Genomic DNA, 21,137 nt, shown 5'->3' on the forward strand with positions numbered 1-21,137 from the left:
TCTCCTTTCAACGGCGCAGCAGATCGAGAAGCGAGGCGGACATCTGCCGCGACTGCTCGAAGATGCGCAGATTGGCCTCGTAACTGCGGCCGGCCTCGCGGGCGTCGGCCATTTCGGTGACCAGATCGACGTTCGAGCCGCGATAGAAGCCGCGCTCGTCGGCCATGGGATGCGCGGGATCGTGGATCTCGGGCAGTTCGCTGCGGTCGAGACGCGGCTGCGAGGCGGTGACAAGCCCGCTCGGCCGCCCCCGCTCCATCACCGCATCAAAGCTGACCAGCTTGCGCCGATAGCCGGGCGTGTCGGCATTGGCGATGTTCTCCGAGACATGGCGCAGCCGATCGGCCTGCGCCCGCATACCAAAGGCCGCGATGCGGGTGGCGGTAACCGGACCCTCCATCGCGTCAGCCCTTCCGTCCGATGGCCGAGCGCAGCATGTTCAGCGAGGACCGATAGACCGCCAGCGACAGGTCGTGCTGACGCTTGGCCTCGGCGGTGCGGACCATCTCATCCTCGAGCGAGACCGAGTTGCCGTTCGGCGCCCGCCCCCCCTGATCCTCGGCGATCCGCACCGAGGCCGCGCCGCCGCGCGCGTCCAGATGCCCTGCGCGGGTCGCCCGCAAGGCGTCGCCGGCGGCCCTTCGGTAAGTTTCGGAAAACGGCTGCAGGTCGCGGGCCCGAAAGCCCGGCGTGTCGGCATTGGCGACATTGCCTGCGATCACCTTTGTGCGTTCCGCCGCATGGGCGGTCATGGCGCGCGCCATGCGTATCGTCTCTAGCCCGTCCAACATAGAGGCTTCTCCTCTGCTGCGATAAACCGGGTCTTAACCCCATTTGGTTTAGAAACCGTTTCGAGCCGCAGATTTTCCGCGGCGGGATCAGGGGGAAAGTTTGGATAGCATCGCATCAATCGCACGGCGGATCGAAACCCTGCGGCCCACACGTCATTTCGGGCGCGTGGCCGAGATCCGGGCCGGGCTGGTCCGGGTCAGCGGGCTGAACACCCATGCCAGCATCGGCGACCGCGTGCTGCTGTCGGCGCCACGCAACCTGACAGGAGAGATCGTGGCGCTTGGGCCGCAGACCGCTGATATCGTGGCAGAATCGGCCGTCGACGGTCTCGCCATCGGGGCCGAGGTCGAGCTGCTGTTCGCGCCGCGTCTGGCGCCCTGCGCGGCTTGGATCGGGCGCATCGTCGACCCCTTCGGGCGGCCGCTGGACGGGCTGCCCCTGCCCCATGGCGGGGCCGAGCGCAGCTTTACGGCACCCGCCCCGCCCGCCGTCACGCGGCGACGGCTGGGGCAGCGGCTGGATACGGGGCTTGCGGTCTTCGACACGCTGCTGCCCATCGTGCGGGGGCAGCGAATCGGTCTTTTTGCCGGGTCAGGGGTCGGCAAATCGACGCTGCTGTCAAAGCTGTCGCGGGGGGTCGAGGCGGATCTAGTCGTCATCGCGCTGATCGGCGAACGCGGGCGCGAGCTGCGGGAGTTCGTCGAAAACGTCCTTGGCCCCGAAGGCATGGCGCGCGCCATTGTCGTCGCTGCGACCTCGGACCAGTCGCCGCTGATTCGCCGTCGCTGCGCCTGGGCCGCCATGGCGGTGGCCGAGCATTTTCGCGACAACGGCCAGCATGTCCTGTTTCTGGCCGATTCGATCACCCGCTTTGCCGAAGCGCATCGCGAGATCGCGCTGACCGGCGGCGAAAGCGCCTCGGATCGCGGCTTTCCGCCCTCGACCTCGCATCTGATCATGTCGCTGGCCGAGCGCGCCGGGCCCGGCCCCGAGGGCGCGGGCGATATCACCGGGATCTTCAGCGTTCTGGTGGCGGGATCGGATATGGACGAGCCGATTGCCGATATTCTGCGCGGCGTGCTGGACGGTCACGTTGTTCTGGACCGCGCCATCGCCGAACGCGGGCGCTTTCCGGCAGTGGATGTGCTACGCTCGGTCTCACGTTCGCTGCCGCAGGCGGCGAGTGCTGCGGAAAATGCGCTGATCGGACGCGCGCGGGCGGCCCTTGGCAGCTATGCCGAGTCGGAATTGATGATCAAGGCGGGTCTCTATGCGACAGGCAGCGACCCGCAACTGGACGAGGCGGTGCGGCTTTACCCGGCGCTCGATGCCTTTGTCGCGCAGGACAGCCCGCAGGGCGCAAGCGCCAGCTTTGCGATGCTGACGCAGGCCCTGCGCGGGCATCGGCCGGCGGCGGTACGGTGAGGCGGTCACGGAACCAACGCCGCTGCCGGAGGTTGAGCGGCGATATCTTCCAAAGCCCCGGACCAGGGTGACTTTTCATTCCACTTCAAGGAATTGCCGTGGCTTTGTCCGAATTCTTCATCCGCTATCTGGAATGTCGTGACGCGCTGAGTGCGGCCGAACGAAACCGTCTGCTCTCGCTGCCGACGCGCCGCGTGCGGTTCGACAGCGGCGGCGTCATCGTCGCGCAAGAGGCGCTGGTGACGGAAAGCTGCCTGATGATCGCGGGCATGTCGGCGCGCGTCCACAACCTGCTCAGCAACCGCGACCGGGTCATCACGGCGCTGCATGTGCCGGGGGATTTCGTCGATCTGCACGGCTTCGTGCTGGCGGGGCTGGAGCATTGCGTCGTGGCGCAGGGCCCGGCCGAGGTCGAGTTCGTCTCCCATGACGTGCTGCGCGAGCTGACCCGCGAATGGCCGCATCTGACCCGGCTGTTATGGATGTCGACCGCCATCGACGCGGCGATCCACCGGCAATGGCTGGTCGCGGCAGCCTCGCTGCGGTCGAGCGCGCATCTGGCCCATCTGCTGTGCGAGATCTATGTCCGGCTGCGCTCGGTCGGGGCGGCGCGCGATCTGAGTTTTGCGCTGCCGCTTTTGCAGCGCGATCTGGCCTGCATCCTTGGCTATTCGCCCATCCACATCAACCGCGCCGTGCGCGATCTGCGCGAGCGGGGGCTGCTGCGCTGGTCGGGGGCCGAGATCCGGATTCTCGACTGGGACCGGCTGAGCACGCTGGCGCGGTTCGATTCAGCCTATCTGGATCTGAACAAGCTGCACCGATAGACGGTGCGTCATTCGCAGATGCGCCAGCCGCCCTTGCGCGCGGCGCTGTCGAAATGCAGGTGCGTGTCATGCGCCGCGTTCGATCCCGGTCCCAGAACCGTGGTGAAATAGAGGCAGGCGCCATGGCGCACCGCTTTTTGAAACGCTTCCGCCATGCTGCCCTCGGCCTCGCGGGACGCGATGTCGATCCGGCTGCCATCGCTGAAACCGAAGCCCGTGATGTCGATGGCCGCGCCTGTGGCGTGTTCAGATAGTTTCGCGCTGCCGTCGCCGACCCGCTCGCGGCATTGATAGCCGGGGCCGGTCGCGATTCGCTCGACCCTCGGCGCGCCGGGCAGGGCCGCGGCGGCGGGCGCAACTTCTCGGCGCAGCCAGAGCGCGAGGCGCAGGGCGGTCTGGCAGGTCGTGACGGGTGCACCGTCGACGGCCACGCCTGCGCCAAGATCGGTCAGCAGGACCGGCCGCACGATGCCGCAGGCCGGGTCAGTGTCAGAGGCGATCGGCGGTTGCGGCTGGAAGCGGACGCCGAGCGCGTGAAGGGCTAGGCGGCAGACTGCGAACTCCGCCTGCGCGAGGGCTGGTGGCATTGGCGGTGTCGCGGGTTCCGGTGCTGCGGCCTCTACCACAGCGGCGGGACTGTCTGCCGGTTGAACCGCCGAGTTTGCAACCTCGGGACGGGCGAGCGGGCGAGCGGCTAGCCCCGACGTCGCCTTCTGCTCTGCCCGAGGCGGTCGCGCGGGCTCACCGACCTCTTGCGCCCAAACCGCCACGTTCACCCCCAGTGCGCCCAGCAGCACCGTCAGCGCCAGTCGCGCCACCGGTCAGCGTCCGTGGTTGATCTGCGGCCGCGAGGTGGCGTTGGCCGCAGGGGTGGGCTGAGTTGCCGCCGGTTCCGGCTCGACCGCCACCACCGGCAGGTCCGTCGCCTGCTCGACCGCCGCTGCCAGCGGGTCGGTCGGGCCGCCCGTCAGCCCCACCGGGCGCGGCAGGGGCGCACGCGTGGCGGTCAGCGTCAGCGACCCCCGGTCCGCCGTGCCTGCCGCCTGACCGGCGATCGGGGCGGGGGATGTCTCGCCCATCACGCTGGCGATGGACTGGTCCTTTTCCAGAAACTCGACCGAGGTCTCGCCCGGCTGCACCATATGCGCCAGTTCCTCGGCATCCCAATTCGTCAGCCGCACGCAGCCATGCGATTCGCTGACGAAGAGGCGCGAGGGCGTGGGCGTCCCGTGCAGCCCATAGGTGGGCTTGCTGAGCGCGATCCACACCGTCCCCACCGGCCCATTCGGGCCGGGCGGCAGGGTCAGAACCGATTTATTCTCGCCCTGGGTGAAATTGATCGAGGGGTTATAGGTATATTCCGGGTTCATCGCGACGGTGCGGACCTTGTGCGTCCCGCTGGGCGACGGGGTCTGCGCCGAGCCGATGGTCGCCGGATAATTCACCACCATGTGACCGCTCGCGTCAAAGCCCGCGACGCGGTTGGTGGCCTTTTCGACCAGAATCCGCGTCACGCGGCCGGTCAACGGCTTGGCGGGCGCGATCACGGTGATGGTGACGCCCTCGGCCAGTTCGACGCCGGGGTTCAGCGCGGCGAGGAAGCGTTCGTCCATGTGGAACCGCTCGCCCAGCTTTTCGGCGATGCTGGTGTAACCCAGCGTCGTCATATTGGCCTTTTCCACGTAATCCGACGGAATATGCGTGGTCAGATTCGCGGCATCCTCGGCGGTGACGGTGTATTCGACCGTCATCGCACGCCCGGCATGGGCCTGCAGCGCCTGCCAGACCTGCATGTCCATCTCGCCATCGGCGGGCAGACCGCTGCGCCGCTCGAAGGCGGCGATGGCGCTGCGGCTCATCCCGCCCGCGATCCCGTCGATCACGCCTGGCGAGATGCCCGAGCGATCCAGCATGATCTGCACCTTGGCGGTCAGCGCGGATTGCCCCGACGGCAGCGGCCCGCCGGAATAGTCCGCCGTTTCAATCGCCTCGGCGGTGATCGGCGCGGCCTGTGCCGGCCGAGGTGCGCCAAGGGCCATGGCGGCCACCAGCAGCAGGACCAGCAGCGCCCGGGGGGCAGGTCGAGAGGTGGCGGTCATCATCAGGGCTCCTGCGGGTGAATGGCGTCTGTCACGGCGTTGGCCCAAGCCCGCTCAAGGCGCAAGAGCGAAGCGGTGCCCCGGCGGATAAACTCTGCGCGAATAGGACAGCGCCCGCCCGGCGGTCCAGACCGTGCGTTCGACCGCCAGCACCGGCTGGTCGCGCTCGGCCGACAGCGCCTCGGCCGATTCGCTGTTCAGCCGCGCGGCCAGAACCTCGATCCGGGTCGAGACATGGGTCAGCCGGCGGATCATCCATTCCAGCGGCTCGGCCTGGCTCAGCATCTCGTCGGTCAGCCGCAGGCCCGGCAGTTGCGGCAGATAGCCGGTCATGAAGCAATAGGGCGCGTCATTGGCCAGCGCCTGCGCCGCATAGCGGGTCAGCGGCTGCGCGGGCGGCAGGTGCATCTGCGTGGCCACCGCCTCGGGCGCGGGGACGACGCGCTGGCTTAGCAGGCGATAGCCAAAGCGGGCGCCGGTGCGCTCGACCTCTTCGCGCATGGTGGTCAGCTTGTGGCAGCCATCGCTCAGCGCATGGTCCGCGACCCGCGTGCCGACGCGCCGGCGGCGATGCACGATGCCGTCGCCGGCCAGCGCATTCAGCGCCCGGTTCACGGTCGAACGCGCGCAGCCCAGCCGTTCGGCCAGCTGGTTCTCGGTCGGGATCAACTGGCCGGGCCGCCACTCGCCGCTGCGGATGCGGCGCAGGATCTCGGACTGCACTGCCTGCCATGTCAGACGGCCCTGCTCGCCCGTGGGGCGCAGATCGGTCTCTGTCGTCCAGGAACCAGACCGTTCTATCAGCATGGCGCGATGAGACTCCGTGATTCGGGGCAGGGAGGAAAGCGCGAAAGGTAAGCCATTCTGTCCGAAGCTCCAGTGGTGCCGTTGCGTCTCTCTCAATCATCGGGGTGGTAACTGAACTAGATCGTATGGATTAACACGGAAAGCCAGCCTTGCGTTGCCTAATCGACCCGCAGGCGGCAAACAGGCGCCGATCCACCGCCCGCCAGCGACCACAGGACCGCCCATGCCAGACGCCCTTCCCAGCCCCCTGCCCGACTTCACGTTGGAGATCGCCGCGCAGCAGGCCGGCGCGTTCCGCATTGCGGGCGTGGACGAGGTCGGCCGCGGGCCGCTGGCGGGGCCGGTGACGGCGGCGGCGGTGGTGCTGCGCGCGGGCCATGTGCCGCAGGGCGTGAACGATTCGAAAAAGCTGACCGCCCGCCAACGGCACGCCGCCGCGGCCGAGATCCGCGCCTGCGCCGATTACGCGGTCGTCCATGTCTGGCCGGCCGAGATCGACCGGCTGAACATCCTGCGCGCCTCGCATCTGGCCATGTGCCGGGCGCTGGCGCAGCTGCACCGGCCCGCCGATTTCGCGCTGATCGACGGGCATATGCTGCCGCAGGGCCTGACGGTGTCGGGGCAGGCGGTGATCCGCGGCGATGCGCGGTCCGTCAGCATCGCGGCGGCCTCGATTCTGGCCAAGACCGCGCGCGACAGGCTGATGGTGGATTTGGCGCAACAGTTTCCCGGCTATGGCTGGGAGAGCAATGCCGGCTATCCGACGCAGGCCCATCGCCGGGCGCTGGTCGAGTTGGGGGTGACCCCATATCATCGGCGTTCCTTCGCGCCTGTCCACAACATGTTGTGTAAAGCCACAAGCGCAACCGGTTGATTCAAATAAATAAATTGACGGCGATTCGCTGGTGACTCATCATCTGCCACATACCAGACCGGCACCAAGCCGGCAGAGCATGAGGCACAGATGACTTCCAGACATGACGCGTCCGCGCGACCGCTACCGCTTAACCAGATCCTCGCCGGCGATTGCATCGAGGTGATGAACGCCCTGCCCGAAGCCAGCGTTGACCTGATCTTTGCCGACCCGCCCTATAACCTGCAGCTGCGCGGCGACCTGCACCGCCCCGACAATTCCCGCGTCGATGCCGTCGACGACCATTGGGACCAGTTCTCCAGCTTTGCCGCCTATGACCAGTTCACCCGCGAATGGCTGGCCGCCGCCCGCCGCCTGCTGAAGCCGAACGGGGCGCTATGGGTCATCGGCAGCTATCACAACATTTTCCGCGTCGGCGCCGAGCTGCAGAATCAGGGGTTCTGGATCCTCAACGACGTCGTCTGGCGGAAATCCAACCCGATGCCGAATTTCCGCGGCAAGCGGCTGACCAACGCGCATGAGACGCTGATCTGGTGCTCGAAATCGGAAGCGTCGAAATATACCTTCAACTACGAGGCGCTGAAATCGCTGAACGAGGGCATCCAGATGCGCTCGGACTGGGTGCTGCCGATCTGCAATGGCGGCGAGCGGCTGAAGGACGAGCACGGCGACAAGGCCCACCCGACCCAAAAGCCCGAGGCGCTGCTGCATCGCGTGCTGATCGGCACCACCAACCCCGGCGACGTGGTGCTGGACCCGTTCTTCGGCACCGGCACCACCGGCGCGGTCGCCAAGATGCTGGGCCGCGATTTCATCGGGATCGAGCGTGAGGACGGCTATCGCGACGCCGCGTCGAAGCGCATGGCCCGCATCCGCCGCCTGCATGCCGAGGCGCTGGCCACCTCGACCGGCAAGCGCGCCGAGCCGCGCGTGCCGTTTGGGCAGGTGGTCGAGCGCGGCATGTTGCGGCCGGGTGAAGAGCTGTATTCGACCGGCAATCGCCACAAGGCCCGCGTGCGCGCAGATGGCAGCCTGACCGGCGGGCAGATCAAGGGCTCGATTCATCAGGTGGGCGCGCGGCTGGAAGGTGCGCCGTCCTGCAACGGCTGGACCTATTGGCACTTCAAGCGCGAGGGCAAGATGATCCCCATCGACGCGCTGCGCCAGCAGATCCGCGACGAGATGGACGAGCGCCCGAACTGATGTGACACGAATTTCCTTCGCCATGTCCGGCAGCCAGGCTCGTTCGGCGCGGACACACTTGCCCTGCCGTCTTGCGATGGCAGGGCCTTTTCACATCGCTACAGCGCCCCGCGCGGCATCGGCAGCTCGCCCCGGTCATAGGGCCGCCAGTCGCCGATATCGGAATAGAACTGCCGCCGCCACGCCCGCACGCGCGGGTTCATCCGCCGCCGCCACAGGGGCGGGATCATGGCCAGAAAGGTCATGCCAGGATAGCCGAAGGGCAGTTGCGGGGCCTCGGTCTCGGGATAGGTCTGCAACAGCGGAAAGCGCCGGTCGGGCTTGTAATGGTGGTCGGAATGGCGCTGCAGGTTGATCAGCAGCCAGTTCGAGACCTTGTGCGAGGCGTTCCAGCTATGCCGTGGCAGGACGTGTTCGTACCGCCCCTCGCCCAGATGACGGCGGGTCAGGCCGTAATGCTCGACGTAATTCGTCAGTTCAAGCTGCCAGATCGCGACGAAGGCCTGCCACAGAAACAGCAGCAGGCCCTGCCATCCCCCCAGCAGCAGCGCCAGCGCCAGCATTGCCAGTTGCAGCAGCCCGTACTTCCAGAACGGGTTGCGCCGGTCCCAGACCGGACGCCGGGCGCGGGCCAGCAGGTTGCGCTCGGCCTGCCAGGCGCTGCGCGGGCCGTGGCGCAGGACGCGCCAGAAAAAGCGGTGGAAGCCTTCGTTATACCGCGCCGAAACCGCGTCGCGGGGGGTGCCGACCCAGGCGTGATGAACCAGCAGATGCTCGGTCCGGAAATGGGAATAGAGCGTGCTGGCCAGCAGCAGATCGCCCAGAAACCGCTCCCATTTCGGGCGCTGGTGCAGCAGTTCATGGGCGTAGACCATGCCGATGGTGCCGCTGGCCACGCCGATGCCAAAGAACAGCCCCAGCTTTTCCCAGCCGCCAAGGCCCGAGCGGGTGGCGTAGAAGATCGCGCCGAAGATCAGCGCCAACTGCACCGGGCACCAGATCACGGTGACGGCGCGATACCAGAACAGATCGGCAGGCGCCTCGGTGTCGGGGTTGTCGAGGTTCAGCCCCAGCACCACATCCAGCCCGGTGACCAGATACCACGCATAAAGCGGCATCAGCGCCCACCACCAGCCGCCCCATGCCGCAGCCAGCACCGCCAGCGGCACCAGCCCCAGCGACATCCAGAACGGCATGGCGTGACGAAAGCTCATGCCGCCTTATAGACGCGGTTTCGCGGCAACGGAACTGCGGCGAGACGCCCTGCCCGCGTCCGCGTCAGGCCCGCACCAGCCGGTCATAGCCTTCCGCGATCTGGCGGGTGATCTGGCCCACCTGATAGTCATGCGGGCCGATCTGCCCGACCGGCGTGACCTCGGCCGCCGATCCGGTCAGCCAGCATTCGCTGAACCCGGCCAGTTCGTCCGGACGGATGCGGCGTTCATGGACGTTGAAGCCCATCTCGACCGCCATCCGGATCACGCTCTGACGGGTGATGCCGTTCAGGAAACGGTCGGCCAGCGGGGTGTGGATCTCGCCATCCTTGACGAAAAAGATGTTCGCGCCGGTGGCTTCTGCGACATAGCCCTCCCAGTCGTAGAACAGCGCGTCCGAGCATCCCTTGGCCTCGGCCGCGTGCTTGGACATGGTGCAGATCATGTAGAGGCCGGCGGCCTTGGCGGCGGCGGGGATGGTTTCGGGGTCCGGACGCTTCCAGCGGCTGATGTCCAGCTTGGCGCCCTGCCATTTCGCGTCGCCGTAATAGCTGCCCCAGGCCCAGGCGGCGATGGCGACCCGGATCGGGTTGCGTGCCGATGAGACCCCCATATCCGGCCCCGCGCCGCGAAACGCCACCGCGCGCAGATAGGCGTCGGTCAGCCCGTTCACCTGCAAAAGCTCGGCCTTGGCTGCGTCCAGTTCCTCGGCCGACCACGGCACCGGCATGTCCAGCAGCCGCCCCGATTCGATCAGCCGCAGCGAGTGTTCATGGCCCTTGAAGATCTTGCCGCCATAGCAACGCTCGCCCTCGAACACCGACGAGGCGTAATGCAGCGCGTGGGTCAGGACGTGGACCTGCGCATCGCGCCAATCCACCATCTCGCCGTCCATCCAGATCTTGCCGTCCCGCTGATCGAAATTCGCCATCGTCCTGCCCCTTGAGCCATACGTTTTGTTGCGCCCTGACCTGATCTAATGGTCTTTAATTGCGCGATACCGTCGATTCGCTAACTTTTCATCCTTGGAAAGTCAACAAGGCTGACGTAAAAAGAGACCGCAATGACGGAGGCCCCATGACCCGACCTGCCATGCAGCCCGCGCCCGGACCGACCCTGACCGCCGGCCCCACCGACCGGCAGATCCGCGGCGGGATCGAGGCGTTCTTCTTTGCCTATCGCGCCTTTACCGCCGACCCGGACCAGATCCTCGCGACCATGGATTACGGCCGCGCCCATCACCGGGCGCTGCATTTCATCGCCCATCGCCCCGGCATGACGGTGTCGAGCCTGCTCGACATCCTGGGCGTCACCAAGCAGTCGCTGAACCGCGTCTTGCGGGCGCTGCTGAAGGATGGGTTAGTCGAGCAACGCATCGGCAGCCGCGACCGGCGCGAGCGTCTGCTGTTCCTGACCGAGGCCGGCGCAGAACTGGAAACCCGGCTGTCGCGCCCGCAGCATGACCGCGTCCGCGCCGCCTATCGCGCCGCCGGTCCGCATGCCGTGGCCGGTTTTCACGCCGTGCTGGAGGCGATGATGGACGAGGACACCGCCCGCAGCTTCCGCGAGTTCCGCCATGACGAGGCGGCGGAATGACCGACAGCGCGCATATCCTTGTCGTCGACGACGATGAACGCATCCGCGCCCTGCTGCGCAAGTTTCTGGTCCGGCAAGGCTATATGGTCTCGACCGCGACCGATGCGGACCATGCGCGCAAGATCCTGCGCGGGCTGGAATTCGACCTGATCGTGCTGGATGTGATGATGCCCGGCGAGGACGGGATCGCGCTGACCCGCGACCTGCGCCGCCGGATGCAGACGCCGATCCTGCTGCTGACCGCGCGCGGCGAGACCGAGGACCGGATCGCGGGACTGGAGGCCGGCGCCGACGATTACCTGCCCAAGCCCTTCGAGCCGCGCGAGTTGCTGCTGCGCATCTCGGCGATCCTGCGGCGGATTCCGCAGGCGCAGACCGTGGTGCCGAAATACATGACGCTGGGACATCTGCGCTATGACACCGAGCGCGGCGAACTGCTGGACGGCGACGGCCATATCCACCTGACCGGGACCGAGGCCGCGCTGCTGCGCCGTCTGGCCGAAACCCCGGGCGAGCCGGTCAGCCGCGCCGATCTGACTCAGGATCTGGGTCGCGGCCCGGCGGATGAGGGCGAAATCTCGGACCGCGCCATCGACGTCCAGATCACCCGCCTGCGCCGCAAGATCGAGGCCGACCCGAAGGAGCCGCGCTATCTACAAACCGTGCGCGGCGCGGGCTATCTGCTGATGCCGGATTAGGGGCGCGGCGGGGGGCTTACCCGTGCGCTGTAGCCGACTGCCGTTATGGGATCACCCGGACGCTATCGCGTGGTGCTGGCAATAAGTTCACAGGACGCGGTGACCATAGCCCTTCAATCAGCCGCGTCCGACCACGCGGCTCGCTGCCGGTCTGTCCCGCCCCGCCGACCGCTGCACGACGTGGCGAAGTTCCCCAGCCCCCGCAGCGCCCGCGCGCCATCACATGGCGCGCAGCTGATTCAGGGCGGCGTCGAGGCGGGACAGGTCCTCGTCCAGATTGGCCAGCTTTTGCCGGGTTTCCTCGATCACCTCGAACTCGGCGTTCTCGACGAAACGCGGGTTGCCCAGCCGCTTGCGCAGCCCCTCGGCGTCCTTGGCGGTCTTCGCCTGCTGCTTTTCCAGCCGCGCGGTTTCGGCGGCGATGTCGATCACCTCGCCGATGGGCAGCGCCAGCGACGCGCCGGGGGCGGACACCGCGATCATGCCCCGACCGGCCACGCCATCGACCGGGGCGGTGACGCGGGCCAGACGCTCGATCAGCGGCGCATTCGCCTCCATCGCGGCGCGGGCGGTGGCGTCGGCCTCGGTCACGATCAGGTCAAGCCGGGCGCCCGCCGGCACCCCCATCTGCGCGCGGGCCGAGCGGATGTTCTCGATCAGCGTGATCACCCAGTTCATCTGCCGGTCGGCCTCGGCGTCGATCAGGCTGGGGGGCAGTTCGGGCCAGTCACCATGAACCAGCATCCGGTCCCGCTCGCCGGTCAGCGCCCACAGCTCTTCGGTAACGAAGGGCATGATAGGGTGCAGCAGCGCGTAACACTGGTCCAGCACCCAGCCCATCGTCGCCCGGGTCTCGGCCGCATCCTCGCCGTCGAACAGCGGCTTGGCGAACTCGACATACCAGTCGCAGACCGTGCCCCAGACAAAGGCGTAAAGCCCCTGCGCGGCGTCGTTGAAGCGATAGCTGTCCAGTGCCTGATCGGTGGCCTGGACGGCGCGGGCGACCTCGCCGATGATCCAGCGATTCACGGTATGGCGCGGGCTGGGCCGGTCGCCGCCGCCGCGCACGCCGTTCATCTGGGCAAAGCGGGTGGCGTTCCAGATCTTGGTGACAAAGTTGCGGTTCGCCTCGACATGCTTCGGCCCCAGCTTGGGATCGCGGCCCATCGCCGCCATCGAGGTCAGGGTAAAGCGCAGCGCGTCGGCGCCGTAAGCGTCGATCAGGTCCAGCGGGTCGATGACATTGCCCTTGGACTTGGACATCTTGGCGCCCTTTTCGTCGCGCACCAGCCCGTGGACATAGACGGTGTGGAAGGGCACATCGCCCACCACCTCGAGCTGCATCATCATCATCCGGGCGACCCAGAAAAAGATGATGTCGAAGCCCGTCACCAGCACGTCGGTCGGGAAATATTTCCGCATCTCGGGCGTGTCCTCGGGCCAGCCCAGCGTGCCGATGGGCCACAGGCCCGAGCTGAACCAGGTGTCGAGCACGTCCGGGTCGCGCCAGACCGGATAGACCAGCCGCGTCGGGTCCTGCGTCAGGTTGTATTCCGCCAGCCCCGCCGCAAAGGCGTCAATGGCGGCATCGCGATCCGCGACCTCGATCACGCGCGACACCTCGAGCGGCTGCGGCAGCCCGGCGATGGCGTCGCGGAACTGATCGGCCACCTCGGCGATGCCGGTCCCGGCGCGGTGGATGTCGCCGCGATGGACCAGCCCGCTGGACAGGATCTCGAACAGTTCGACCTCGTCCAGCGCGCCGTCGCCCTCGTCATCGGTGAAACCCCGCACGGAAAGGTCAAGCCCGTACCAGACCGGGATCTGGTGGCCCCACCACAGCTGGCGGCTGATGGTCCACGGCTCGATGTTTTCCAGCCAGTTGAAATAAACCTTGCGGTGCTGTTCGGGCAGGATCTGGGTGCGGCCCTCGCGCACCGCGTCCAGCGCGGGCTGCACGATGCGGGCGGTGTCGACGAACCACTGATCGGTCAGCATCGGCTCGATCACCACGCCAGAGCGGTCGCCAAAGGGCTGCATGATCGGCTTGGCCTCGACCAGCGGCCGCATTTCCAGATGCTCGGCGCCGGTTTCCGGCTCGATTTCCTTGTGCAGATAGGTCACCGCCAGCTTTTCGGCGGTGATTTGGTCGATCACCCGCCGCCGCGCCTCGAACCGGTCCAGCCCGCGCAGATCCTCGGGCACGAGGTTGACGGTCGAGACATCGCCCACATCCTCGCCCCGCGCGGCGGCGGTGGCGATCTCGGCGCTCTCGGCATAGCTCAGCCCGTCGACGCGCATCGCGCCCTTGCCGTCCATCAGCGTGTAAAGCGGGATGTTGTTGCGCAGCGCCACCGCATAGTCGTTGAAATCATGTGCGCCGGTGATCTTGACCGCGCCCGAGCCGAAATCGGGGTCGGGATAATCGTCGGTGATGATCGGGATCAGGCGGCGCAGCTGTTTCGGGCCGACCGGGATCTCGACCAGCTTGCCGACGATCGGGGCATAGCGCGCATCGCCCGGATGGACCGCCACGGCACCGTCGCCCAACATGGTCTCGGGCCGGGTGGTGGCGATGCTGATATAATCGCGGGTCTCGCGCAGGGTGACGTTGCCGTCGGCATCGCGTTCGACATATTCATAGGTCTCACCGCCCGCGAGCGGGTATTTGAAGTGCCACATATGACCCGGCACTTCGCGGTTCTCGACCTCGAGATCCGAGATCGCGGTCTCGAAATGAGGGTCCCAGTTCACCAGCCGCTTGCCGCGATAGATGATCCCCTTGGCATACAGGTCCAGGAACACGCGGATCACCGCATCGTGGAAATTGCCGCCCTGCCCCTCGGGCGCGCCGGGGGCGCCGGACATGGTGAAGGCGTTGCGCGACCAGTCGCAGCTGGCGCCCAGACGCATCAGCTGGTTCATGATCGTATCGCCGGATTCCTGCTTCCAGGCCCAGACCTTGTCCAGAAACGCCTCGCGCCCGATCTCGCGCCGGCCGGGCTCGCCGCGTTCGGCCATCTGGCGCTCGACGACCATCTGGGTGGCGATGCCGGCATGGTCCTGCCCCGGCTGCCACAGCGTGTCAAAGCCGCGCATCCGGTGCCAGCGGACCAGGATATCCTGCAAGGTGTTGTTCAGCGCATGCCCGATATGCAGGCTGCCGGTGACATTGGGCGGCGGGATCACGACAGAGAAGCTCTCGGCCCCCGGCTTGGCATTGGCACCGGCGGCAAAGGCGCGGTGGTCCTGCCAGGCGGCGCTGATGCGGGCCTCGGCGCTGGCGGCGTCGAATGTCTTGTCCATGGTCATGGTGATCCCCTGATCTTTGCGATTCCTCCTAACGGTTTCGCCGCGGCAGGCCAAGAGCCAGACCGGCAAAGGGGAAACGCCGCGACCGGGCGTCAGGATCGCCCGCCACCGGCAGGGACGCGCCGCTAGCTGGTCAGCCCCAGCACATCCATCATGTCGTATTCGCCCGGACCCTTGTCCTGACCCCACAGCGCCGCCCGCAGCGCGCCGCGGGCAAAGATCGCCCGGTCGCTGGCCAGATGGCGCAGCACGATCCGCTCGCCCTGCCCGCAAAAGATGACGTCATGCTCGCCCACCACATCGCCGCCGCGAATGGCGGCAAAGCCGATGCTGCCCTCGGCGCGGGGGCCGGTGATGCCGTCGCGGGCGGGGGTGCGCAGGTTCTCCAGCGCGTCGTTGCGGCCCTGGGCTGCGGCCTCGCCCAGCATCAGCGCGGTGCCCGAGGGGGCATCGACCTTGTGGCGGTGATGCGCCTCGACGATCTCGATGTCCCAGTCTTCTCCCAGCGTCGCGGCGACCTTGCGGGTCAGCCCGACCAGCAGGTTCACCCCAAGGCTCATGTTCCCGGCGCGCACGATGGGCGCGTGGCGGGCGGCGCGCGAGATGGCGGCCAGATCATCCTCGGACAGCCCGGTCGTGCCGATCACATGGACGGCGCGGGCCTGCGCGGCCAGCTCCGCGAAACCCACGGTCGCGGCGGGGGTGGTAAAGTCGATGATCGCCTGCGCCTGCGCGATGGCCGAGACCGCATCATCGGTGACGATCACGCCGTTGGCCGCCCCGCCCATCGCCTGCCCCAGATCCTTGCCGATCCAGTCGCTGCCCGTGCGTTCGACCGCCCCCACCAGCCGCGCCTGATCCGACCCGAGCACCAGCCGCGCCAGCATCTGGCCCATCCGCCCCGACACGCCCGTGACCACGATTCCCGGCTGTTCCATGCTCGCCCCCGTTCCCGACTGCCTTTGCCCCCTCGCTTAGTCCATTGCGGCCCGCGGCCCAAGCCCCTACATCTGCGGGCATGGCACAGAACCGCTTTCAAACCGGGCCCGGCCCGTCGCAACGGCAGCTTCGCGTGGGCGAGCTGATCCGGCATCGCCTGTCCGAGCTGCTGATGCGCGCCGACGTCCACGACCCGGACCTGAACCGCCACTCGATCACGGTGGGCGAGGTCCGCACCTCGCCCGACCTCCAGGTTGCGACGGCCTATGTCATGCCGCTTGGCGGCGAGGGCGCCGAACAGGCCCTGCTCGCCCTGCGCCGCAATGCGCGAGAGCTGCGCCACATGGTCGCCAAGGGGCTGAACCTGAAATACGCGCCCGAGCTGCGGTTCCAGATCGACGAGACCTTTGACCGCATGGACGAGACGCGCCGGCTGTTCGCCGACGAGCGCGTGCAGCGCGACATCGCCGCCGACGATGATGACGACGCTCTGGACTGATCTGCGCCGCCGGCTGGGGGTGGTCGCGGGCGCGCTGCTGGCGCTTGGCCTGCCCGGCGCGGCTGGCGCGGCCGACTGTGACAAGCTGGACCATGACGGCCAGGGCTACGCCGTCTGCACCGTCACCGCCGACGAAGAGCCGCGTCTGGGCCTGTGGCTTTACGACGGTCGCGGCCGCCCGCTGAACCATTTCGGCAGCCTGCGCAAGCATCTGGGCGGTCAAACGCTGCTGTTTGCCATGAACGCCGGGATGTATCACAGCGACTACGCGCCGGTCGGGCTGTTCCGTTCCGGCGAGGAAGTGCACGGCGCCGTCGTCACCGGCGAAGGCGGCGGCAATTTCGGGCTGTTGCCCAATGGCGTCTTCTGCACCGGCGGCAAGACACCGTTTCAGGTCATCGAATCGCGCCGCTTCAGCACCTCGGCGCCCGCCTGCCGGCTGGCCACGCAATCCGGGCCGATGCTGGTCATCGACGGTGATCTGCACCCGCGTTTCCTGATCGACAGCGACAGCCGCTATGTCCGCAACGGCGTCGGCGTCTCGCAGGACGGGCAGACGGCGTGGTTCGCGATCTCGGACCGGCCGGTGACGTTCCACGAATTCGGTCGGCTGTTCCGCGACGGCTTGCAGGCGCGCGACGCGCTGTATTTCGACGGCTCGATCTCGCGCCTTTATGCGCCGGCACTCGGCCGCAGCGATTTCGGCTGGCCCTTGGGGCCGATGATCGGACTGACCGCACCGGCTGGCTGAGGCCCTTTGGTTGACGGCGGGCGGGCGGCGCGCTATCGCCAGCGGCTTTCAGGACAAAGGGGGGCCAGATGGCTCGCAAGAAGGGTCGCGACATTTCGGGCTGGCTGATCGTGGACAAGCCGGCGGGGATCGGCTCGACCGATGTGGTGGGACGGGTCCGCTGGGCGCTCGATGCGAAAAAGGCGGGCCATGCGGGCACGCTCGACCCCGACGCAACGGGGGTGCTGGCGGTGGCCCTGGGCGAGGCGACCAAGACCGTCCCGATCCTGACCGAGGCGCTGAAAGCCTATGAGTTCACCGTCATCTGGGGCGCCGAGACGACGACCGACGACGCCTCAGGCGAGGTGCTGGACCGCAGCGACGCCCGCCCCGATGCGGCAGCGATCGAGGCCGCGCTGCCGCAGTTTCAGGGCGACATCATGCAGGTCCCGCCGGCCTTTTCGGCGGTCAAGCTGGACGGCGCCCGCGCCTATGATCTGGCGCGAGAGGGCGAGCGGCCGCAGCTTGCCGCGCGCCCGCTCTTTGTCGATGAGCTGACGTTGCTCGCGACGGATGAGGGGACGGCCACGCTGCGAATGGTCTGCGGCAAGGGCGGCTATGTCCGCAGCATCGCCCGCGATCTGGGGCGCAGTCTTGGTTGTCTGGGCCATGTCGCCCAGCTGCGCCGGATCTGGTCCGGCCCCTTCGATGTCGAGGATGCGGTGCCCTTCGACCTGATCGACCGCGCCAATCAGGCCGAGCTGGAACAACGCCTGCTGCCCCTTCAGGCGGCGCTGACCGATCTGCCCGAACTGCGCGCCACCGATCAAGGCGCCGCTCACATCCTGAACGGCAACCCCGGCCAGGTCCTTGGGCACGCGCAATTCGGCGAAGAGGTCTGGGTCAGCCATGACGGCCGCGCCCTCTGCCTCGGCCGCTATCTGGGCGGTGAGGTGCAGCCAGACAGGGTGTTCAACCTGCCGCTGCCGGAGGGGTCGGAGGCGTAACGCTGCGGGAGCAGTTCGAGGTGGCGTTCGGCGCGGTGGAGCGGCTGCCGCGTGCGCCCCAGAGAATGGCATTGCTGCTGATCTGGCGGGGCTGTCGCGGTTCGCCGCGCCGGAAACTGCCCCCCGAGCGGAATTGATCGCTGAACCTTCACAGCCGCCTGAACCGGCATCGCCCACCATCCTCAGAGTCGCAGCGTCCCTTGGCCACGGGCAGTTGTCATCTGCGCGGCCCTCACACCGGGTCACACCTCCACCAGTTTGCCCTCCCGCTACATCTCTAAGGCCGCACCCACCGGCCGGCGGGCGCCGCGGAAGGGGCCCTCGCCCGCCGCGTCGATGCGGGCAATGGCAGAGGCGATGTCCTCGTGGATGACCCGCATCTGCCAGGCGGTCGCGTGGATCATCCGCCCGTCGCCGCAGGCCATCGCGACATGGCCGGGCCAGAACAGCAGATCGCCGCGTTCTGCCTGCTCGACCGGCTCGAACGCCGCCTTTTGCAGATCGGCGTCGCCGGGGCAGGACATGCCGCAGGCAAACAGCGCCGCCTGCATCAGGCCAGAGCAGTCGATCCCGTGGCGGCTGTTGCCGCCCCACAGATAGGGCGTCCCCAGCAGGCTTTCGGCGGTGGCGACGGGATCGGTGGCAAAGCGGTCCGAGATCGCCTGAACCGGCACCCAGCCGCCGGTGGCGAGGCGGGCAAAGCGCCCCTGCACCTCATCCACCGTCAGCCGCGCATTCATCGGCAGCCAGCCCGCCTCGCGGGTCTTCATGTCGGGCGCGGGATAGATATGGGTTTCGGGGGCGCTGACCCGGTGCGTGATCCGGGCCTGCCCGTCCGTCAGATCCGAGGTCGCGACCCAGCCGCAATAGCCGTCGCGGCTGGCCTGAACGAAGGCCCAGCCGTCGCGCCGCTCGACCACCGTGACATCCGCGCCGAAGACCAGTTGCCGGTCGCGCTTGCCGTCCGGCGCGGCCAGCAGCTCGGCCAGCACCACCCCGATCCGCGCCGGTTCGCCGTCTGTGACGCGGCGTCCGTCGGCGTCAGCGGCGGCCGAGGACAGGATGACGCGGTCCGTCGCAGGGGTCAGGCGGCGGTCGCTCATTTCACCAGCAGGTCCGGCAGGGCGCCCAGCAGCGCCCGCGCGCCCTGCTGCACGCCGCCCTTGGTGCGGCCGGGCGCGGGCTTGGGCTGCCAGCCATAGATGTCGAAATGCGCGTAACGCCCCGCACCCTCGGCAAAGCGGCGCAGGAACAGCGCGGCGGTGATCGACCCCGCCATGCCGCCCGAAGGCGCGTTGTCGAGATCGGCGATGCCGGGTTCGATCATCTCCTCATAGGGCTGCCAGAAGGGCATCCGCCAGACCGGGTCCCAGTTGCGCTGCCCGGCGCGCATGATCGCCGCGGCCGCTGCATCATCATCGCAGTAAAAGGGCGGCAGGTCCGGGCCCAGCGCCACCCGCGCGGCCCCGGTCAGCGTGGCCATGGTGATCAGCCAGTCGGGCGTCTCCTCGGCGGCCAGCGCCATGGCGTCGGCGAGGACAAGACGGCCCTCGGCATCGGTGTTGTTCACCTCGACCGTCAGGCCCTTGCGGCTGGTCAGGATATCGCCCGGCCGGAAGGCGTCGCCGGCGATGGCGTTCTCGACCGCCGGGATCAGCACGCGCAGGCACAGCCCCTCCGCCGCGCCGGTTTCCACCAGCATCTGCGCCAGACCCAGCACCGTGGCCGCCCCGCCCATGTCCTTTTTCATCAGCGCCATGCTGGAGGGCGACTTGATGTCCAGCCCGCCGGTGTCGAAACAGACCCCCTTGCCGACCAGCGTCAGCGTCGGGCCGCTGTCGCCACGGCGCAGGTCGATCAGCCGGGGGGCCTGCGCGCCCGCGCGCCCGACCGCATGGATCAGCGGCAGATTTCCGTCCAGCAGCGCCTGACCCGCCGTCACCTCGACCGAAAATCCGTGCCGCGTCGCCAGATCGCGGGCGGCGGCCTCGAGATCGTCCGGGCCCATGTCGTTGGCGGGGGTGTTGATCAGCTCGCGGGTCAGGAACTCTGCCCCGGCCATGGCGAGCAGGCGTTCGGCGTCCACGCGCGGGGGCGCGACCAGACGGGCCTTGGCGCCTTCGGCCTTGCGATAGCGGCCAAAGGCGTATTGCGACAGCAGCCAGCCGAGCGCCGTCTCGGCCGGGTCGACGCCGTCGGGCCAATTGTCGATGCGCCACGCGCCTGCGGGCAGGGCCGCGGCCACCTGGGCGAGCGCAAACCGGCTGCGCGGGGGTGTGTCGCGGTGGGGGCCGATGCCCACCAGCGCCCCGGCGATCCCGCCCGAGGCATCGGGGATCACGCAGAGCTGATCGGCCTCGCCGGTAAAGCCGCAGGCCTCGACCCAAGCCCGCGCCGCCTCGTCCAGGGCATCGGGCAGCTCGTCGGGAGCCTCGTCGCGAACCAGCCAGAGCGGGTAAGAGGCGGCATCTGCGGGGGCGAATTCGGGGGTCATGGCGGCCTCGATCTATGGTTTTGCGCGCAGCATGTCACCGCGAAACGCCGGCTGCAAGCACACGCCCCGGCCCCTGCCCCACCGCTAACCGCCGCCCGAATCCGCGTTCCAGTCGCAGTCCCAGATCCCGGTCAGCGAGACATTCGCCAGCCGCAGCATCCGCGCCGCCGTCGCCCCCAGCGCCACCGCATCGCCGCGTTTCGCGCAATCCGCCACATCCACCGCCACCCCGGCCAGCGAGACCAGCCCCAGCTGCCACGCCATCCGCGACAGCTTTTCGGCCTGCGCGATCACCTGCCCCTCGCATCCCTGCTGCGCCAGATCGCAAAGCGTCCGCGCCGTCATCGCCATCTGTTCCAGCGCAAGCTGGATCACGCTTTCCCCCGCCACCTCGCCCAGTTCGGTGACGATCCGCCGCAGCTGCGCCGAATCCATCCGCACCTCTTCCGCGACTGCCAGCGCCGCAACCTTGTCCGTCATTCGCCATACCCTTTGCGTCCAAGCAGCTTAGGCGAACATGGCAGCGGGCTGTTATGATTTCCTTACCCGGCGCCGGAAAATATCGCTCGAATTGAAGGCATTCTGCGCCTATCTACGGGGTGCGCGAAAGGAAAGGACCAC

Annotated in this window: 21 protein-coding genes; 9 read left to right on the plus strand and 12 right to left on the minus strand. The window is 68.0% G+C overall.

The window, feature by feature from the left end:
- Positions 1-7 precede the first annotated feature (7 nt).
- Entirely contained in the window at positions 8-400 is a 393-nt protein-coding gene (flgC, locus tag CYR75_RS09955; protein WP_101499907.1) for a flagellar basal body rod protein FlgC, read from the minus strand.
- 4 nt (positions 401-404) lie between these two features.
- A complete protein-coding gene (locus tag CYR75_RS09960; RefSeq protein WP_101499908.1) occupies positions 405-791 on the minus strand; it encodes a FlgB family protein in 387 nt (128 codons plus the stop codon).
- Positions 792-900: 109 nt separating this feature from the next.
- Between CYR75_RS09960 and CYR75_RS09965 the strand changes: the two genes are divergently transcribed.
- The gene (locus CYR75_RS09965) at positions 901-2,217 is read left to right on the plus strand and encodes a FliI/YscN family ATPase (RefSeq protein ID WP_101500982.1); all 1,317 of its coding nucleotides are present in this window, start codon (positions 901-903) and stop codon (positions 2,215-2,217) included.
- Between the two features lie 98 nt (positions 2,218-2,315).
- A complete protein-coding gene (locus CYR75_RS09970; protein WP_101499909.1) occupies positions 2,316-3,044 on the plus strand; it encodes a Crp/Fnr family transcriptional regulator in 729 nt (242 codons plus the stop codon).
- 8 nt (positions 3,045-3,052) lie between these two features.
- On the opposite strand, the gene CYR75_RS09975 is transcribed toward CYR75_RS09970, so the two are convergent.
- From CYR75_RS09975 to CYR75_RS09985, 3 genes are all read right to left on the minus strand, one after another.
- Positions 3,053-3,631, minus strand: a complete 579-nt coding sequence (locus tag CYR75_RS09975; RefSeq protein WP_101499910.1) for an extensin-like domain-containing protein — start codon at positions 3,629-3,631, stop codon at positions 3,053-3,055.
- A 234-nt stretch (positions 3,632-3,865) separates the two neighbouring features.
- Entirely contained in the window at positions 3,866-5,146 is a 1,281-nt protein-coding gene (locus tag CYR75_RS09980) for a L,D-transpeptidase family protein (RefSeq protein WP_225972672.1), read from the minus strand.
- A 51-nt stretch (positions 5,147-5,197) separates the two neighbouring features.
- Complete coding sequence (locus CYR75_RS09985; RefSeq protein ID WP_101499911.1) at positions 5,198-5,950, minus strand: GntR family transcriptional regulator; 753 nt, start codon at positions 5,948-5,950, stop codon at positions 5,198-5,200.
- A 223-nt stretch (positions 5,951-6,173) separates the two neighbouring features.
- Here CYR75_RS09985 and CYR75_RS09990 point away from each other — a divergent pair, with 223 nt between their 5' ends.
- Entirely contained in the window at positions 6,174-6,824 is a 651-nt protein-coding gene (locus tag CYR75_RS09990) for a ribonuclease HII (protein WP_101499912.1), read from the plus strand.
- Positions 6,825-6,914: 90 nt separating this feature from the next.
- Positions 6,915-8,027, plus strand: coding sequence for a site-specific DNA-methyltransferase (locus tag CYR75_RS09995; protein ID WP_101499913.1), 1,113 nt, complete (start codon positions 6,915-6,917; stop codon positions 8,025-8,027).
- A gap of 98 nt (positions 8,028-8,125) precedes the next feature.
- On the opposite strand, the gene CYR75_RS10000 is transcribed toward CYR75_RS09995, so the two are convergent.
- Both CYR75_RS10000 and CYR75_RS10005 read right to left on the minus strand, forming a co-directional pair.
- On the minus strand, positions 8,126-9,241 hold the full coding sequence (locus CYR75_RS10000) for an alkane 1-monooxygenase (RefSeq protein ID WP_101499914.1): 1,116 nt from the start codon (positions 9,239-9,241) through the stop codon (positions 8,126-8,128).
- A 64-nt stretch (positions 9,242-9,305) separates the two neighbouring features.
- Positions 9,306-10,172: a branched-chain amino acid aminotransferase gene (locus CYR75_RS10005; protein WP_101499915.1), complete on the minus strand. Its 867-nt coding sequence runs from the start codon at positions 10,170-10,172 to the stop codon at positions 9,306-9,308.
- A gap of 146 nt (positions 10,173-10,318) precedes the next feature.
- Between CYR75_RS10005 and CYR75_RS10010 the strand changes: the two genes are divergently transcribed.
- Together CYR75_RS10010 and CYR75_RS10015 are read left to right on the plus strand one after the other, a co-directional pair.
- Positions 10,319-10,837, plus strand: coding sequence for a MarR family winged helix-turn-helix transcriptional regulator (locus CYR75_RS10010; RefSeq protein WP_225972673.1), 519 nt, complete (start codon positions 10,319-10,321; stop codon positions 10,835-10,837).
- Positions 10,834-11,535, plus strand: coding sequence for a response regulator (locus tag CYR75_RS10015; protein ID WP_101499916.1), 702 nt, complete (start codon positions 10,834-10,836; stop codon positions 11,533-11,535). Before CYR75_RS10010 ends, CYR75_RS10015 begins: the two co-directional genes overlap by 4 nt.
- A 219-nt stretch (positions 11,536-11,754) precedes the next feature.
- Here the strand turns inward: CYR75_RS10015 and CYR75_RS10020 are convergent, their stop codons facing one another.
- Together CYR75_RS10020 and dapB are read right to left on the minus strand one after the other, a co-directional pair.
- Complete coding sequence (locus CYR75_RS10020; protein ID WP_101499917.1) at positions 11,755-14,847, minus strand: valine--tRNA ligase; 3,093 nt, start codon at positions 14,845-14,847, stop codon at positions 11,755-11,757.
- A gap of 125 nt (positions 14,848-14,972) precedes the next feature.
- Positions 14,973-15,785: a 4-hydroxy-tetrahydrodipicolinate reductase gene (gene dapB / locus CYR75_RS10025; protein WP_101499918.1), complete on the minus strand. Its 813-nt coding sequence runs from the start codon at positions 15,783-15,785 to the stop codon at positions 14,973-14,975.
- A gap of 80 nt (positions 15,786-15,865) precedes the next feature.
- Here dapB and rbfA point away from each other — a divergent pair, with 80 nt between their 5' ends.
- From rbfA to truB, 3 genes are all read left to right on the plus strand, one after another.
- The gene (rbfA, locus tag CYR75_RS10030; RefSeq protein WP_101499919.1) at positions 15,866-16,285 is read left to right on the plus strand and encodes a 30S ribosome-binding factor RbfA; all 420 of its coding nucleotides are present in this window, start codon (positions 15,866-15,868) and stop codon (positions 16,283-16,285) included.
- Positions 16,266-17,036, plus strand: a complete 771-nt coding sequence (locus CYR75_RS10035) for a phosphodiester glycosidase family protein (protein ID WP_101500984.1) — start codon at positions 16,266-16,268, stop codon at positions 17,034-17,036. The genes rbfA and CYR75_RS10035 overlap by 20 nt, the downstream gene beginning before the upstream one ends.
- A 68-nt stretch (positions 17,037-17,104) precedes the next feature.
- Positions 17,105-18,022 carry a tRNA pseudouridine(55) synthase TruB gene (truB, locus tag CYR75_RS10040; protein WP_101499920.1) on the plus strand — a complete coding sequence of 306 codons (918 nt, stop codon included), beginning with the start codon at positions 17,105-17,107 and terminating at the stop codon, positions 18,020-18,022.
- A 269-nt stretch (positions 18,023-18,291) separates the two neighbouring features.
- On the opposite strand, the gene CYR75_RS10045 is transcribed toward truB, so the two are convergent.
- From CYR75_RS10045 to CYR75_RS16060, 3 genes are all read right to left on the minus strand, one after another.
- Entirely contained in the window at positions 18,292-19,125 is an 834-nt protein-coding gene (locus CYR75_RS10045; protein WP_101499921.1) for a C40 family peptidase, read from the minus strand.
- Positions 19,122-20,516 (minus strand): leucyl aminopeptidase family protein, encoded by a 1,395-nt coding sequence (locus CYR75_RS10050; protein ID WP_101499922.1) that lies wholly within the window; start codon positions 20,514-20,516, stop codon positions 19,122-19,124. The genes CYR75_RS10045 and CYR75_RS10050 overlap by 4 nt, the downstream gene beginning before the upstream one ends.
- A gap of 84 nt (positions 20,517-20,600) precedes the next feature.
- Positions 20,601-20,996: a hypothetical protein gene (locus tag CYR75_RS16060; protein ID WP_158644625.1), complete on the minus strand. Its 396-nt coding sequence runs from the start codon at positions 20,994-20,996 to the stop codon at positions 20,601-20,603.
- Positions 20,997-21,137: the final 141 nt, after the last annotated feature.

The sequence above is a fragment of the Paracoccus jeotgali genome (genome assembly GCF_002865605.1).
Taxonomy (GTDB): Bacteria; Pseudomonadota; Alphaproteobacteria; order Rhodobacterales; family Rhodobacteraceae; genus Paracoccus; species Paracoccus jeotgali.

Coding starts and splice junctions, on each gene's coding strand:
- flgC (WP_101499907.1), bottom strand. CDS start 400: ATGGAGGGTCCGGTTACCGCCACCCGCATCGCGGCCTTTGGTATGCGG.
- CYR75_RS09960 (WP_101499908.1), bottom strand. CDS start 791: ATGTTGGACGGGCTAGAGACGATACGCATGGCGCGCGCCATGACCGCC.
- CYR75_RS09975 (WP_101499910.1), bottom strand. CDS start 3,631: ATGCCACCAGCCCTCGCGCAGGCGGAGTTCGCAGTCTGCCGCCTAGCC.
- CYR75_RS09980 (WP_225972672.1), bottom strand. CDS start 5,146: ATGATGACCGCCACCTCTCGACCTGCCCCCCGGGCGCTGCTGGTCCTG.
- CYR75_RS09985 (WP_101499911.1), bottom strand. CDS start 5,950: ATGCTGATAGAACGGTCTGGTTCCTGGACGACAGAGACCGATCTGCGC.
- CYR75_RS09990 (WP_101499912.1), top strand. CDS start 6,174: ATGCCAGACGCCCTTCCCAGCCCCCTGCCCGACTTCACGTTGGAGATC.
- CYR75_RS09995 (WP_101499913.1), top strand. CDS start 6,915: ATGACTTCCAGACATGACGCGTCCGCGCGACCGCTACCGCTTAACCAG.
- CYR75_RS10000 (WP_101499914.1), bottom strand. CDS start 9,241: ATGAGCTTTCGTCACGCCATGCCGTTCTGGATGTCGCTGGGGCTGGTG.
- CYR75_RS10005 (WP_101499915.1), bottom strand. CDS start 10,172: ATGGCGAATTTCGATCAGCGGGACGGCAAGATCTGGATGGACGGCGAG.
- CYR75_RS10010 (WP_225972673.1), top strand. CDS start 10,319: ATGACCCGACCTGCCATGCAGCCCGCGCCCGGACCGACCCTGACCGCC.
- CYR75_RS10015 (WP_101499916.1), top strand. CDS start 10,834: ATGACCGACAGCGCGCATATCCTTGTCGTCGACGACGATGAACGCATC.
- CYR75_RS10020 (WP_101499917.1), bottom strand. CDS start 14,847: ATGACCATGGACAAGACATTCGACGCCGCCAGCGCCGAGGCCCGCATC.
- dapB (WP_101499918.1), bottom strand. CDS start 15,785: ATGGAACAGCCGGGAATCGTGGTCACGGGCGTGTCGGGGCGGATGGGC.
- rbfA (WP_101499919.1), top strand. CDS start 15,866: ATGGCACAGAACCGCTTTCAAACCGGGCCCGGCCCGTCGCAACGGCAG.
- CYR75_RS10035 (WP_101500984.1), top strand. CDS start 16,266: ATGACGACGCTCTGGACTGATCTGCGCCGCCGGCTGGGGGTGGTCGCG.
- truB (WP_101499920.1), top strand. CDS start 17,105: ATGGCTCGCAAGAAGGGTCGCGACATTTCGGGCTGGCTGATCGTGGAC.
- CYR75_RS10045 (WP_101499921.1), bottom strand. CDS start 19,125: ATGAGCGACCGCCGCCTGACCCCTGCGACGGACCGCGTCATCCTGTCC.
- CYR75_RS10050 (WP_101499922.1), bottom strand. CDS start 20,516: ATGACCCCCGAATTCGCCCCCGCAGATGCCGCCTCTTACCCGCTCTGG.
- CYR75_RS16060 (WP_158644625.1), bottom strand. CDS start 20,996: ATGACGGACAAGGTTGCGGCGCTGGCAGTCGCGGAAGAGGTGCGGATG.